Genomic DNA, 13,889 nt, shown 5'->3' with positions numbered 1-13,889 from the left:
ACATTTTAACTGTCCAACCTCGACGATACGGACATCGTCGTATAAACATCCAATGACAAGGGGGAATTATGGTTGCAGTGCGCGGCTCACATTTACTCAATCCGCAAGACTTTGTAATCGAATCATGGTGTTCGAGTCTCAAGCTTGCCGAACCGACCGAGCAATTGCTTATTCAAGCCTGGTATTACAGTAAAGTCTTGATCGAAAGCCATCAGGAAAAAATGCAATATGCTACGCTCAGCCTACATTCAGGTGTAGAAATGGTGGAAATTCTGCATGAATTGAATATGGATGCTGAAAGTTTAGTCACCGCCATGTTGCTCCCCGCCGTCGCTAATCAGTTAATAGATTGGGAAGATTTACAGAATCATTTTGGCGCCAATATTGTGAAATTATTAAAAGGCGTTGAAGAAATGGACAACATCCGCCAATTAAACGCTAGCCATTCCGCTAATGCGCTACAGGTCGATAATGTACGTCGTATGCTACTTGCCATGGTGGAGGATTTCCGTTGTGTGATTATAAAATTGGCAGAGCGTATTACCTTCTTACGCGATGCAGAAAATCGTTGTTCGGAAGAAGAAAAAGTATTGGCAGCCAAGGAATGTTCCAATATTTATGCCCCCTTAGCCAACCGTCTTGGGATCGGTCAGTTGAAATGGGAATTAGAAGATTACTGTTTCCGATATTTGCATCCTGAGCAGTATCGTAATATTGCTACCCTATTACATGAACGTCGTTTGGATCGTGAGCGTTATATCGCAGATTTTGTAAGTGAGTTAACCGGTTATTTAAAAGAGAATATCGATCAGGTAGAGGTTTATGGGCGTCCGAAACATATCTACAGTATTTGGCGCAAAATGCAGAAAAAACACCTGGAGTTTAGTGGCCTCTACGATGTTCGGGCTGTGCGTATTATTGTTCAGCGTTTACAGGATTGCTACACCGCATTAGGGATTGTGCACACCCATTTCAAGCATTTACCAAAGGAGTTTGACGATTATGTGGCAAATCCAAAACCAAATGGTTATCAATCGATTCATACCGTGGTGTTGGGTAAAGGGGGCAAGCCGATTGAAGTACAAATCCGTACCCAACAAATGCATGATGATGCTGAATTAGGTGTTGCAGCCCATTGGAAATATAAAGAGGGTACCACCGGTAGCTTATCTGCCTATGAAGAGAAAATCAGCTGGTTACGTAAACTCCTCGCATGGCAAGATGATATTACTGATTCTGGCGAGGTGATTGAAGAATTACGCAGCCAAGTATTTGACGATCGGGTTTATGTGTTTACTCCGAAGGGCGAGGTGGTTGATTTACCAACAGGTTCTACGCCGTTGGATTTTGCTTATGCCATTCATAGTGAAATCGGTCACCGCTGTATCGGCGCTAAGGTAGGCGGACGTATCGTACCCTTCACCTATCATCTACAAATGGGTGATCAAATTGATATCATTACGCAAAAAAATCCAAACCCGAGTCGCGACTGGGTTAACCCAAATCTAGGTTTTACCCATACAGCGAAAGCCCGTTCTAAAATCATTGCTTGGTTTAAAAAGCAGGATCGGGAGAAAAATGTTCCGGCCGGAAAAGAGCTGTTGGAGAGTGAAATTAACCGATTGAACATTAGCCTCAAACAGGTAGAGCAGCATGCTTTAGCTCGTTATAACCTGAAAACCTTAGAGGATTTATATGCAGGCATTGGTAGCGGTGATATTCGTCTCAATCAACTGATTAATTTTTTACAAAATAAATTAATCAAGGTGACCGCAGAGGAAGCCGATAAGGAAATTCTACGTCATGTAAGCAATAAAAGTGCCAATATTGCCCAACAAAAAGCTGATAATGGTAAAAAAGGCTATGTTGTTGTCGAAGGGGTTGGTAATTTGATGCACCATATGGCGCGTTGCTGTCAACCTATCCCAGGAGATGCTATTGCCGGTTACATCACTATGGGACGCGGTATTTCAATTCATCGTAGTGATTGTGAACAATTCCTTGATTTACAGGCTTCGCATCCGGAACGGGTTGTTGAGTCGGTTTGGGGGGATAACTACGCCGGTGGTTTCCACCTAAATATTCGCATTGTTGCCAGCGATCGTAATGGTCTATTACGGGACATCACAACCGTACTGGCCAATGAAAAAATCAGTGTGTTGGGGGTCAGCAGTCGCATGGATAGCAAAAAACAGCTCGCGACCATTGATATGGAAATTGAGCTACAAAATGTTGAGATTCTCAGCAAAATTCTCGCGCGTCTGGCGAAGCTTGACGATGTGATTGAAGCAAAACGTTTATAAGGAACCTTATGTACAAAACCACGGGATTAACCCATTTAATCAACTCTACCAAATATTCTCTGCAGGGATTACGTAGTGCTTTTCAGCATGAAACGGCGTTTCGCCATGAATGCTTTGCTGCAGTGATTTTAGTGCCATTGGCATTTTTGCTCGGACATAGCGCTCTGCAAATAGCCTTGATGATCGGCGCGGTATTGCTGGTTATGGCTGTAGAATTACTCAATAGTGCCATCGAAGCGGTGGTGGATCGTATTGGTACGGAGCGTCATGAGCTATCTGGTCGCGCCAAGGATCAGGGATCAGCAGCGGTTTTTATAGCAATTGGCATTGCTGCAGTGATTTGGCTCGGGGTTATTATCGGTGGCTAAACGCCCCCTTAAAAACAAAAGTTTTTGCCAAAACAAATGCTAAGTATTTGATTTTATTAATATTGTTATAAAAATGCATTAACGCATTGATATTTCAAACAAAAGACGGTCAAACCACATTGGTTTGACCGTCTTTTGTTTGAGGATTAACGTCTTGGTAAATAACGGGTCGGATCGACGGATTTACCTTTATAGCGGATTTCAAAGTGCAGTTTCACGTTATTGGTGCCGCTGGAGCCCATTTTAGCAATTTCTTGACCGGCTTTTACTTCCTGTTGGTCAGAGACTAAGATCTTGTCGTTGTGAGCGTAGGCACTCAAGAAATCATCATTATGTTTGATGATGATTAGGTTACCGTAACCACGCAATGCGTTACCGGCATATACCACACGGCCGGAGGCTGCTGCTTTTACAGCTTGGCCACGGCTACCGCTGATATCAATCCCTTTATTGCCGCCATCGGAGCTGGAGAAGCCTTGAATCACGTTACCGCTGGTTGGCCATTGCCAAGCCACATTGGACGCAATTGGTGCAACCACATTCGCGTTGTCGGCGGTGGTATTGACATTAGCCGGTTGGCTTGTTGTTTGGCTAGCAACCGGTACGCTTGGTGTGGCAGATGGTACGCCGGCACCGGATTTAATCGGGCCGATGATACTACCATCAGAGCCGATTTGAGTACCATTTGCGCCTGGGGTATAGGTGACAGCTGGTTCAGCCGGTGTAGCTGCAGCTGTGTTCACATTCTCTTTAACCGGTACGGTGGTGGTAATGGTTTTGGTTGTGCAATTGGAAATTTTTAAGGTTTGTCCAACACTTAAGCTATATGGCTCGGACATATTGTTCAAAGCCGCCAATTCTTTTACATCCATTCCCGACAAGTAGGCGATTAAGAACATGGTATCGCCTTTGTTGACTTTATAGGTGTTACCTTTGTAAGAGCCTTTTTGAATTTGGCTGTAGTCCGGCGCATTGGTATTTGGGTTACGCGGGATATCAACGGATTTAGAGCCACTACAATCGGAAACCGTTTTAGTCACGGTTTTAGTTTTTGGGGCAGCCGGCTCACTTTGCACTGGTTGATAAGTCGGTTGAGTCGCTGCGGCTTGGTTATTTTGTACCGGCTGATAGGTCGGTTGGAAATTAGGTTGTGGGTTTTGGGTACCACTTGGCACACTGGAACCCATGCTGTTTGGCATGGAATTCTGTTGAATTTCCGGTTGCCAACTACCGGCAGTGCCGCCGTCTACCGGCTGCATGATGCCTGGAGAAAGATTACCATCAGCACTTTGAATTGGTGCCGGAGTGGAAGAGCTACAAGCAGTCAGAATGGCAATACTGACCGGTAACAATAAAAAACGTTTCTTCATTTATTTTTCCTTATTATTTCATTTGGGTTGGCATAGCATTTTTTTCAATTTCAGGCATAAAGCTTCCGCCGGCAATCGCACCGGTGCCTTCGACCGGTTGCATGATACCATCCGGTAATGCATCAGGATCTTTCGGCGGTGCGCTTGAACAGGCGCTCAAAACAACAACCATAGACAAAATAAAAGCAAACTTATTCATGGAATTTCCTTAATTATTTTAAGATGAAATAAGCGATGACGGCGAGTACGACAACCGACCAGCCGATAACTTCAATAGATTTACGCAGTTTCGCGGCAAATTTCTCACCGCCCCAAGCCGCCAGTTTGGCCACTAAAATAAAACGCGCAAAACGGGAAATAAAGGCACTAATCACAAATGGAAAAAATGCCATTTGCATAACGCCGGAGCAAAGGGTAAATACTTTGAAAGGGATCGGACTAAAGCCGGCTACGAATACGACCAGTACGCCCCATTGCTGGAACCAACTTACAGCTTGTTGCCAATGACCTTGGTAACCCCAAGCGGCCACGACATCTTCTACCCAGTCTGCAGCATAGTAACCGATGGCATATCCAATCATACCGCCGATTACGGAAGCTAATGTGGTGTAAAGGGCAAATTTAAATGCTTGTCGCGGTTTTGACATAGACATTGGAATCAGCATCACATCAGGTGGGATCGGAAAGAAAATGGCTTCAATAAAGCTGACAAAGCATAGCCAAAAAGCCGCTAAGCGGTGTTTTGACCATTGCATGGTTTTGTCATAAAGGGCGCCAAAAATTTTCATGATGAGATCTCTGTGTGAAAAAACGCCACATTATTCACGTTCCAGCCAGTCTTGTAAAGCGCCAATTGAGTGATGCGCGGTCATATCGGCTGAAATTGGCGTGATTGAGACATAACCGTTTTGGACCGCATGAAAATCGGTACCAGGTTGTTCATTTTCCGGTAATCCGGCAGGGCCAATCCAATAGATTTTTTCACCGCGGGGATCGTTTTGCGCAATGACTTCCGCTGCGGAAGCACGATAGCCTAAATGGCAGACTTTGATACCTTTGAGTTGCTCGTAGGGCAAATCAGGCACATTAATATTCAACACTTCGCGTGAGCGTAATAATTGATGGTGTAGTCTAGGAATCAAGTCACACACCACTTTGGCGGCGGTATCATAATGTTGACGTCCATCCAGCGATACCGCAATGGCCGGTAAGCCTAAGTGGCGACCTTCCAAGGCGGCGGCTAGGGTACCTGAATACAGCGTATCATCGCCCATGTTACAACCGGCATTAATTCCGGATACGACTAAATCTACTTGCCCGGCTAAAAAACCATTGAGGGCTAAATGGACGCAATCGGCCGGCGTGCCATTAATGCAGTAATCACCGTTATCCAAATGGCGTGGACGCAAAGGTTCCACTAGCGTGAGAGAGCTAGAGGCTGCACTACGGTTGCGATCCGGAGCCACTACAATTACTTCGGCAATTTTGCGTAACTCCTGAGCGAGAGTTTGAATTCCCTCGGCGTGAAAACCATCGTCGTTGCTAATTAAAATTCGCATTATAACTCCTCAATTTGCACTAATTCGCGCACCAATGCAGTGGCGTAACTGCCTGCCGGTAGCCAGAATTTTAAACGTAATCCGGTATCTTCAAAGGCCCATTGTAAATGCATTGGGCAACAAAGCATGGGGCGTCGTGCCGCCTTCATTTTTTGTTGTTGCATCAATGGCGCAAATTCTTGATGTTGTGCCACGATGGCATTTTCCAATTCACCGGCGGCTATGTTTGGTTCACCGATAAGTGGGGCGGTGAGCATCAGATCGCCGTCGTTTAAACGTTGCTGTAACGCCTCGAAATCTTCATCAGAACCGGCACTAAAATGACTATGAGAGCCGGCAAGCTGCAAGATATCGCCTGGCATCACCTGTTCGATCTGGCCGGCTTGTAATCGTTGGGCAACCACTAAATTGAAGATTTCACTACGGGCAGCAGACAGATAAAAACTGCGTTTTTTGCGATCTTTGACTTGAATTTCTCCGCGCGCCCAGCGCAGTGCTTGAGTCAAATTATGACCATCGCGGCCGAATCGTTGTTCGGTAAAATAATTAGGGAAACCCTGTTTTAGATGCTCTAAGCGGGCATTGAGTTCATTGCTGGGACGGGCATCGCGCAGCAGTAGTTCAAAATAATTCCCCTGCAGACTGCCAACCCGAATTTTGCGATTGTGTCGGCCGACTTCAAGGATCTCTACACCATCCAAATGAAATTGGTTAAAGTCCGGGGTTGGTTTACCCGGCATTTGTAGGCAAAACCATTGTTCGGTCACCGCGCGTCGATCTTTGAGACCAGCATAGCCCATATCTCGTGCGGAAATGCCGGCAAAGTCTGCCAGTTTTTCACCGACAAAGAGTGTATTGACATCGGTTTTACGCACTTTCACCACGACGAATTCACCATCGCCGCTGAAGTTGTAACCTAAATCTTCTAACACAATAAAATCAGCACATTCCGCTTTTAAACGGGCGTGCTCGCTAGGGGCGCAGTTAAGCGCAAAAAAAGGCAGTGTTTGCATGAGTTGTCATTTCATCGGAAAGGGACGCCGATTGTACCTTGAAGCCCCCAGCAAGGCAAAAAAATTGGGCAAAATAACACAGGACTTTTGCTTGCCGATAGCCTACAATACGCGCGCGTTAACGCGTATTTGGGTTTTAAAATCAACCCTAATAAAATCAATGACTTACATGCTGTTTTTGCAAAAAGTTGGCAAGCCAGCATAGCGTTTTATCGGAGGAACTCATGACCGACTTAACCGAATTAAAAGCCGAAACCCGCGAAATCATTAGTGATTTATTGAATGATGGTAGCGATCCTGAGGCACTTTATATTATTGAACATCATGTGGCGCATTATGATTTCGATTTATTAGAAAAAATTGCCGTAGAGGCTTTTAAAGCGGGCTATGAAGTTTCCGAAGCGGAAGAGTTTGAAGACGATGACGGGCGGGCAATTTTCTGTTTCGACATCATTAGCGAAGTGGAATTAAAACCGGAAATTATTGATGCCCAACAGGCGGAGTTATTACCATTGTTGGAGAAATACCAAGGTATTTATGATGGTTGGGGAACATATTTTGAAGATCCTAATGCCGATGATGATGAATATGGTGACGATGGTGAGTTTTTTGATGATGACGAGGATGATTTGCGTCATTCCACCCATTAATCCCATTAATTTAGGGGGATAAGATGAAATTAAGATATTGTGCTTTGTTATTAGCTGCTTTGCCATTAGGTACATTAGCAGCAGAAGAACCACCACGTAGCGATGTGAATTTTACCGTAGTTACCGAGAAAGAAATTCCACGCGATTTGTTGCAAGCCACCTTATATGTACGCACTGAGGGAAATAATTTGGGCATGCTGAATAAGCAAATTAATGAAAAGGTAGAGGGCGCATTAAATTTATTAAAAACCCAGCCAGAGGTGGTATTGCGCAGTAATAATCGCGATAGTCAGATTCGTTATAATAATCAAGGTAAGAAAAATGGTTGGATTGTTGATGCGAGCCTGGTTGTGGAAAGTAAAAACTTCCAAGCCTTTAGTGAGCTACTTAATCAATTAAGCGAGCATTTTGCGATTGAAGATATGTCCGCAAGTGTTTCGAAAGAGGCCCGTAAGGAGTTGGAAAATGAATTAACTGAAGCGGTATTATTGGAATTTAATAGTAAGGCGCAGTTGATTCAAAAAAGTCTTAATGCGAAGGGCTATCGCGTTGTGGATTTAGATTTGGATTTACCGAAGGCAGTTAGTGAGGAGCGTCGTGAGATGATGAGGGCGAAAGCCTATACTGCAGAATTGGATGAAGCATCCTTCAACCCGGCCGGTAAACAGATTTTGAAAGCGCGGATAAATGCGCGAATTGCATTGATTAACGATTGATTTTCGCTACAATAGCGCGAATTTTTTACACAAGGACACATAATGAAAGTAGCAAAAAATGTTGTGGTAAGCATTGCTTACCAAGTACGTACCCAAGATGGTGTGTTGGTGGATGAAGCACCGGCTAACCAACCGTTAGAATATTTGCAAGGCCATAACAATTTAGTGATTGGTTTGGAAAATGCCTTGGAAGGGAAAGACGTCGGCGATAAATTTGAAGTGCGTGTACAACCGGAAGAAGGTTACGGCGAATACAATGAAAACATGGTGCAACGTGTACCGAAAGATGTTTTCCAAGGTGTTGACGAAGTTGTTGTGGGGATGCGTTTCCTCGCAGATACCGATATTGGTCCAGTACCGGTGGTAATTACCGAAGTGGACGGCGATGAAGTTGTGGTTGATGGTAACCATATGTTGGCTGGTCAGGAATTACACTTCACTGTTGAAGTGGTAGCAACTCGCGAAGCAACATTGGAAGAAATCGCACATGGCCATGTACATGGTGCACATAGTCACCATCATCACGATGATGAAGAAGGCCACGGTTGTGGTTGTGGCGGTCATGGTCACCATCATCATGATCACGATCATGAACATGGTCACGGAGGTTGTTGCGGTGGCGGTCATGGACATGGTCACGGCCATGGTGGCTGCGGTTGCGGTGGTCACGGTCACTGATATTAGAGCATCTATTACGAATATAAAAAATGCGGCTTTATGCCGCATTTTTTTATTTCTTGAAATTTATTTTTTGAGTAAATCTTCATTTTTTGCATGGATCCATTTGCCGTTCTTTTTATCCATATATTGAAAATATTCATTAGCAAAAGTACCTTGTGCACAGGTAAATTTATCACGACGGGAAGTCACCTGTTTTCCCTCTAAGGCGACATTTAAACAATGTGGCCCGGTCAAAGTAAATACGCCATGTTCAACGCGGCGTTGTTCAATATTATCAACAATCAGCTCCAAGGTCTCGCGTAGGAAAGGTGAGCCTTTTTCTGCTGCTAAAAAGAAATTAGTGTAGCGACCACGGCGGGTAATGAGAACTTCACTGTCTTGTTCTTCGATGATTGAATCCAAACACCATACCAAGTGACCATCGATATCAAGATAAATCCCCCCTTCGTTATAAAGAGTGAATAAACGCCAGAAATCTGCCTGAGCTGCACCATCATTTAATTGGATATAAGCCTTGTAAGTCCGCTCATCGGCATAGCGTTTGATATATTCCTCGCGTTCTTCGGTGCTGACATAACGGTAGTCAAAACTTAAAGAGAGTAGGCGGTTAAGCAGATAGTTACAATAAATTGGGAAGGTCACTCGATTACTATAGTTGGTTTGCCAAATTACCCGATTGATTTTTAATTGTTTGGTTGAACGCCGTTTAGCCGGACTAAATGACGGAATTACAAAGCGTTTTTTAGGCAATAGCCAATGTATGGGGTATCCGACAATTTTTACCAGATTGCCCAAAATACGCAGTAATGAGTTGGAAATTAAAATAAGGGATTGGTATTTAACACGCATAATGAAATCCGAATGAATCAAAAGTGCGCGTACTCTATCATTTTCTGATAATGGATTAAATAGCCTTGGAAAGAAAGGGTGGTGGGCGATACCGGTCTCGAACCAGTGACCCCCTCCTTGTAAGGGAGGTGCTCTCCCAACTGAGCTAATCGCCCGCAGAATACTCTGTGGATTTAAATGCTTAAGTGGTGGGCGATACCGGTCTCGAACCAGTGACCCCCTCCTTGTAAGGGAGGTGCTCTCCCAACTGAGCTAATCGCCCACTTAAGATGCATTTAAATAGGGAATTTAAAGTTTGCGCGGTGGGCACTTCAAAAGAAGTGGTGGGCGATACCGGTCTCGAACCAGTGACCCCCTCCTTGTAAGGGAGGTGCTCTCCCAACTGAGCTAATCGCCCGCTAGGTGCAAACTCTGACAACGTTAAGATTTCATTGGATGAAAAGTGGTGGGCGATACCGGTCTCGAACCAGTGACCCCCTCCTTGTAAGGGAGGTGCTCTCCCAACTGAGCTAATCGCCCTTAACGTTGTGAGCAGGCATTATAAGAATAATGATCTTCCAGTCAATGTTTTTTTGATTAAAACGCATTGGTTGGTGCAAAAATAGGCATAAAAAATTAAATTTTATTCAGCCATCTAGCAACTCGTAGTAGAATAAGCGCCAATATTCTGTCAATAAATAGGTTATAGAAATGAAAATTGCTCCTCCGTTTAATTTGGATCCTAATGTGAAAGTACGTACCCGTTTTGCACCAAGCCCAACCGGTTATTTACACGTTGGTGGTGCTCGTACTGCGTTGTACTCTTGGTTATTCGCTAAACATAACCAGGGCGAATTTGTGTTACGTATTGAAGATACTGATTTAGAACGCTCTACTCCGGAGGCAACGGCAGCCATTATCGAGGGCATGGAATGGCTTGATTTGCCTTGGGAGCATGGACCTTATTACCAAACCAAGCGCTTCGACCGTTATAACCAAGTAATTGATGAAATGCTTGAGCAAGGATTGGCGTACCGTTGTTATTGTAGTAAGGAACGTTTAGATGATTTGCGTCAAAACCAAGAACAAAATAAAGAAAAGCCGCGTTATGACCGTCATTGTTTAGGTGATCATAGCCATTCGCCGGACGAACCGCATGTGGTGCGTTTTAAAAACCCAACGGAAGGTTCTGTGGTGTTTGAAGATGCTGTACGTGGTCGCATTGAAATTAGCAATGCTGAATTGGATGATTTAATTATTCGCCGTACCGATGGTTCGCCAACTTACAATTTCTGTGTTGTTGTAGATGACTGGGATATGGGGATTACCCATGTGGTGCGTGGTGAAGATCATATCAATAACACTCCTCGTCAAATTAATATCCTAAAAGCCCTCGGTGCACCGATTCCGGTGTATGCTCATGTATCAATGATTAATGGTGATGATGGGCAAAAATTATCCAAACGTCATGGTGCAGTAAGCGTAATGCAGTATCGCGATGACGGTTATTTACCGGAAGCCTTGGTGAATTATTTGGTGCGTTTGGGCTGGGGGCATGGTGATCAGGAAATTTTCAGTCGTGAAGAAATGATCGAATTCTTTGAATTGGATCATGTTAGCCGTTCTGCCAGCGCCTTCAATACTGAAAAATTATTATGGTTGAATCACCACTACATGCGCGAATTACCGCCGGAGTATGTGGCTAAACATCTTGCATGGCATTATGAAAATCAAGGTATCGATACTTCAAATGGCCCAGTGCTAAGCGATATCGTGACTATGTTGGCCGAACGTTGTAAAACGTTGAAAGAGATGGCATCGGCAAGCCGTTATTTCTTCGAGGAGTTCGATAGCTTTGATGAAGCTGCGGTGAAAAAACACTTCAAAGCGGCAGCACTTGAACCACTTAAAAAAGTGAAAGAAAAATTAGCTGCATTGACCACCTGGGATCTACATTCCACTCACGAAGCTATTGAGCAAACTGCAGCTGAATTAGAAGTCGGTATGGGGAAAGTGGGGATGCCTTTGCGTGTGGCTGTGACCGGTAGTGGACAGTCGCCATCGATGGATGTGACCTTAGTTGGCATTGGGCGTGAACGCGTATTAGCCCGCATTGATCGGGCGATTGCCTTCATTCAGGCGCAAAATGCTTAACTTTTAGGCGGACAAGCGCAAATTGCTAATTTCGTATTGACAGCCTGCTGTCCGAAATTTATCATAGCGCCACTTTTGGGGATATAGCTCAGTTGGGAGAGCGCTTGAATGGCATTCAAGAGGTCGTCGGTTCGATCCCGATTATCTCCACCAAATTGAAAAAAACGCACTACAGTTGTAGTGCGTTTTTTGTTTTTAAATCAACTCTAATAAAATCAATGACTTAGCGCTTATTTTTGCAAAAACTCTGTTTTGTGATAGGGCGTTTATGCGATTTGCGTGTATAAAAAACGGCCGCAGTTGCGGCCATTTTTGTTATATCGATTTCATTTAATCGTGGCTACTTAAGAAGCCGCCGCTTTGATGTTTCCACAGTTTGGCGTACAAGCCATTTTGCGCCAATAATTCGCTGTGCGAACCCTGCTCGATGATTTGTCCTTTATCCAACACAATCAAACGGTCCATGGCGGCAATGGTGGATAAGCGGTGGGCTATAGCGATAACGGTTTTGCCTTCCATCATTTTATCCAGACTTTCCTGGATCGCTACTTCGACTTCCGAATCCAAGGCACTGGTTGCTTCATCAAGCAATAAAATTGGTGCATCTTTTAACATCACCCGAGCAATCGCAATACGTTGCCGTTGGCCACCGGACAACTTGACACCGCGTTCCCCAACATGCGCATCATAGCCATGACGGCCTTGGCTATCGCTTAAATAAGGAATGAAATCCGCCGCTTCGGCGCGCTGTGCCGCATGGATCATTTCTTTATCTGTAGCGTTTGGTCGGCCGTAAATAATATTGTCGCGTACCGAGCGATGTAGCAACGAAGTGTCTTGGGTCACCAAACCGATTTGGCTACGTAGACTTTCTTGTGTGACTTCTTGAATATTTTGTCCGTCAATTAGGATGCTACCTTGTTGTGCTTCATAGAAACGCAATAATAGGTTGACTAAGGTGGATTTGCCCGCACCGGAACGGCCAATCAAGCCAACCCGTTCACCTGGTTTTATGTGTAAATTAAAGTGGTTGAGCAACGGTTTAGCGGGATCATAGGCGAAACAAATATCTTGGAATTGAATTTCACCGCGCTGGATTTTAAGCGGTAAGGCATTCGGTTTATCTAAAATAGTGTGCGGTTTGGTGAGGGTTGCCATGCCATCATTAACGGTACCGATATTTTCAAATAGGCGGGCTGACTCCCACATGATCCAACGGGATAGGCCATTCACCCGCAATGCCATTGCTGTTGCGGTAGCGATGGCGCCAACGCCAACCTGTCCGTTTTGCCATAAGTACACGCCAAGAATCGCAGTACTGAGCGTAAGAAAAATATTGGTGGCATAGGTCAGGTTGTCGAGGGAGGTTGCTAAACGCATTTGCGCATTCACCGTGACCATAAATTCTTCCATGGAATGTTTGGCATAAGCGGCTTCGCGTGCGCCATGGGAAAAGAGTTTGACGGTCGCGATATTTGAATAGGCATCGGTGATGCGTCCTGTCATGAGTGAGCGCGCATCGGCTTGGCGTTGTGCGGTTTTTGCTAAACGCGGGATCAACAAACGTAGAATACTGATGAAGGCAATAATCCAAATGATAAAAGGCACTAAGAACCAAGCATCCAGGGCCGCTAATACCAATCCCGAAGTGATGAAATAAACGGAAACATAGACGAACATATCCGCGATAGTTAATACCGTATCGCGTACCGCAAGGGCGGTTTGCATGACCTTAGCAGACACCCGACCGGCAAATTCATCTTGGTAAAAACTTAAACTCTGTCCTAGCATTAGACGGTGGAAATTCCAACGTAAACGCATTGGGAACACCCCTTGCAGGGTTTGTAAACGGACTGCAGAGGCAAGGAATGACCAACCGATACTAAACACCAGCAGTAGCGCCATTACAACTAACCAATGGCCTTTTTCTGCCCACAGGGTTTGTGGATTATAAGCACCAAGCCAATCGACCAATAATCCCATAAATTGGAATAATACTGCTTCCATGACACCGGTACCGATGGTGAGTAGGGCAAGTAAGAAAATCCAGCCCTTCATACCCTCAATACTGGACCAAATAAAACGAAATAAACCTTTTTCCGGTGTCTTTGGCATCTCTTCCGGATAGGGATTGAGACGGCATTCAAACCATGAGAAAATTTTATCGAACATAGTGCTTCCTCAAAAAATAAAAGGCAACGGAGTGTTGCCTAAATCAGTGCGACTGACAGTATCAGTCTTAAAACG

At 44.6% G+C, this 13,889-nt stretch carries 13 protein-coding genes and 5 tRNA genes; 7 read left to right on the top strand and 11 right to left on the bottom strand.

Going from position 1 to position 13,889, the window contains the following annotated elements; translation table 11 throughout:
* The first annotated feature begins 68 nt into the window (after window positions 1-68).
* Window positions 69-2,303, top strand: coding sequence for a GTP diphosphokinase (gene relA, locus CKV74_RS01485; protein WP_095176644.1), 2,235 nt, complete (start codon window positions 69-71; stop codon window positions 2,301-2,303).
* An 8-nt stretch (window positions 2,304-2,311) separates the two neighbouring features.
* Window positions 2,312-2,671: a diacylglycerol kinase gene (locus CKV74_RS01480; protein WP_007241670.1), complete on the top strand. Its 360-nt coding sequence runs from the start codon at window positions 2,312-2,314 to the stop codon at window positions 2,669-2,671.
* A gap of 146 nt (window positions 2,672-2,817) precedes the next feature.
* On the opposite strand, the gene nlpD is transcribed toward CKV74_RS01480, so the two are convergent.
* From nlpD to truD, 5 genes are read right to left on the bottom strand one after another with little or no spacing between them, the layout of a single operon-like run.
* Window positions 2,818-4,041, bottom strand: a complete 1,224-nt coding sequence (nlpD, locus tag CKV74_RS01475) for a murein hydrolase activator NlpD (RefSeq protein WP_007241586.1) — start codon at window positions 4,039-4,041, stop codon at window positions 2,818-2,820.
* A 13-nt stretch (window positions 4,042-4,054) separates the two neighbouring features.
* Window positions 4,055-4,240: a hypothetical protein gene (locus CKV74_RS01470; protein WP_007241713.1), complete on the bottom strand. Its 186-nt coding sequence runs from the start codon at window positions 4,238-4,240 to the stop codon at window positions 4,055-4,057.
* 13 nt (window positions 4,241-4,253) lie between these two features.
* Window positions 4,254-4,829, bottom strand: coding sequence for a YqaA family protein (locus CKV74_RS01465; protein WP_007241742.1), 576 nt, complete (start codon window positions 4,827-4,829; stop codon window positions 4,254-4,256).
* 30 nt (window positions 4,830-4,859) lie between these two features.
* Entirely contained in the window at window positions 4,860-5,600 is a 741-nt protein-coding gene (surE, locus tag CKV74_RS01460; RefSeq protein ID WP_095176643.1) for a 5'/3'-nucleotidase SurE, read from the bottom strand.
* A complete protein-coding gene (truD, locus tag CKV74_RS01455) occupies window positions 5,600-6,613 on the bottom strand; it encodes a tRNA pseudouridine(13) synthase TruD (protein WP_007241548.1) in 1,014 nt (337 codons plus the stop codon). The genes surE and truD overlap by 1 nt, the downstream gene beginning before the upstream one ends.
* Window positions 6,614-6,837: 224 nt before the next feature.
* On the opposite strand from truD, the gene rraB reads away from it, so the two are divergent.
* From rraB to slyD, 3 genes are read left to right on the top strand one after another with little or no spacing between them, the layout of a single operon-like run.
* A complete protein-coding gene (rraB, locus tag CKV74_RS01445; RefSeq protein ID WP_007241530.1) occupies window positions 6,838-7,263 on the top strand; it encodes a ribonuclease E inhibitor RraB in 426 nt (141 codons plus the stop codon).
* A 23-nt stretch (window positions 7,264-7,286) separates the two neighbouring features.
* Window positions 7,287-7,979: an SIMPL domain-containing protein gene (locus tag CKV74_RS01440; protein ID WP_007241850.1), complete on the top strand. Its 693-nt coding sequence runs from the start codon at window positions 7,287-7,289 to the stop codon at window positions 7,977-7,979.
* A gap of 42 nt (window positions 7,980-8,021) precedes the next feature.
* The gene (gene slyD / locus CKV74_RS01435; protein WP_007241770.1) at window positions 8,022-8,657 is read left to right on the top strand and encodes a peptidylprolyl isomerase; all 636 of its coding nucleotides are present in this window, start codon (window positions 8,022-8,024) and stop codon (window positions 8,655-8,657) included.
* 66 nt (window positions 8,658-8,723) lie between these two features.
* Here slyD and CKV74_RS01430 read toward each other — a convergent pair whose 3' ends face one another.
* The 5 genes from CKV74_RS01430 to CKV74_RS01410 form a co-directional block, all read right to left on the bottom strand.
* Window positions 8,724-9,509 carry a glycosyltransferase family 32 protein gene (locus tag CKV74_RS01430; protein WP_007241836.1) on the bottom strand — a complete coding sequence of 262 codons (786 nt, stop codon included), beginning with the start codon at window positions 9,507-9,509 and terminating at the stop codon, window positions 8,724-8,726.
* Window positions 9,510-9,588: 79 nt separating this feature from the next.
* A tRNA-Val gene (locus tag CKV74_RS01425) sits at window positions 9,589-9,664 on the bottom strand.
* 31 nt (window positions 9,665-9,695) lie between these two features.
* Window positions 9,696-9,771 (bottom strand) — tRNA-Val (locus tag CKV74_RS01420).
* A 59-nt stretch (window positions 9,772-9,830) separates the two neighbouring features.
* A tRNA-Val gene (locus CKV74_RS01415) sits at window positions 9,831-9,906 on the bottom strand.
* 46 nt (window positions 9,907-9,952) lie between these two features.
* Window positions 9,953-10,028, bottom strand: a tRNA-Val gene (locus CKV74_RS01410).
* 171 nt (window positions 10,029-10,199) lie between these two features.
* Between CKV74_RS01410 and gltX the strand changes: the two genes are divergently transcribed.
* Together gltX and CKV74_RS01400 are read left to right on the top strand one after the other, a co-directional pair.
* Window positions 10,200-11,642, top strand: a complete 1,443-nt coding sequence (gltX, locus tag CKV74_RS01405) for a glutamate--tRNA ligase (RefSeq protein ID WP_007241554.1) — start codon at window positions 10,200-10,202, stop codon at window positions 11,640-11,642.
* Between the two features lie 77 nt (window positions 11,643-11,719).
* Window positions 11,720-11,795, top strand: a tRNA-Ala gene (locus tag CKV74_RS01400).
* A gap of 177 nt (window positions 11,796-11,972) precedes the next feature.
* Here the strand turns inward: CKV74_RS01400 and CKV74_RS01395 are convergent.
* A complete protein-coding gene (locus tag CKV74_RS01395) occupies window positions 11,973-13,814 on the bottom strand; it encodes an ABC transporter ATP-binding protein (protein ID WP_095176642.1) in 1,842 nt (613 codons plus the stop codon).
* Window positions 13,815-13,889 lie beyond the last annotated feature (75 nt).

Source organism: Haemophilus pittmaniae, from assembly GCF_900186995.1.
Classification (GTDB): domain Bacteria; phylum Pseudomonadota; class Gammaproteobacteria; order Enterobacterales; family Pasteurellaceae; genus Haemophilus_D; species Haemophilus_D pittmaniae.
The sequence above is the reverse complement of the archived record's forward strand: the minus strand, read 5'-3'. Positions and strand labels throughout refer to the sequence as shown.

Coding starts and splice junctions, on each gene's coding strand:
- relA (WP_095176644.1), top strand. CDS start 69: ATGGTTGCAGTGCGCGGCTCACATTTACTCAATCCGCAAGACTTTGTA.
- CKV74_RS01480 (WP_007241670.1), top strand. CDS start 2,312: ATGTACAAAACCACGGGATTAACCCATTTAATCAACTCTACCAAATAT.
- nlpD (WP_007241586.1), bottom strand. CDS start 4,041: ATGAAGAAACGTTTTTTATTGTTACCGGTCAGTATTGCCATTCTGACT.
- CKV74_RS01470 (WP_007241713.1), bottom strand. CDS start 4,240: ATGAATAAGTTTGCTTTTATTTTGTCTATGGTTGTTGTTTTGAGCGCC.
- CKV74_RS01465 (WP_007241742.1), bottom strand. CDS start 4,829: ATGAAAATTTTTGGCGCCCTTTATGACAAAACCATGCAATGGTCAAAA.
- surE (WP_095176643.1), bottom strand. CDS start 5,600: ATGCGAATTTTAATTAGCAACGACGATGGTTTTCACGCCGAGGGAATT.
- truD (WP_007241548.1), bottom strand. CDS start 6,613: ATGCAAACACTGCCTTTTTTTGCGCTTAACTGCGCCCCTAGCGAGCAC.
- rraB (WP_007241530.1), top strand. CDS start 6,838: ATGACCGACTTAACCGAATTAAAAGCCGAAACCCGCGAAATCATTAGT.
- CKV74_RS01440 (WP_007241850.1), top strand. CDS start 7,287: ATGAAATTAAGATATTGTGCTTTGTTATTAGCTGCTTTGCCATTAGGT.
- slyD (WP_007241770.1), top strand. CDS start 8,022: ATGAAAGTAGCAAAAAATGTTGTGGTAAGCATTGCTTACCAAGTACGT.
- CKV74_RS01430 (WP_007241836.1), bottom strand. CDS start 9,509: ATGCGTGTTAAATACCAATCCCTTATTTTAATTTCCAACTCATTACTG.
- gltX (WP_007241554.1), top strand. CDS start 10,200: ATGAAAATTGCTCCTCCGTTTAATTTGGATCCTAATGTGAAAGTACGT.
- CKV74_RS01395 (WP_095176642.1), bottom strand. CDS start 13,814: ATGTTCGATAAAATTTTCTCATGGTTTGAATGCCGTCTCAATCCCTAT.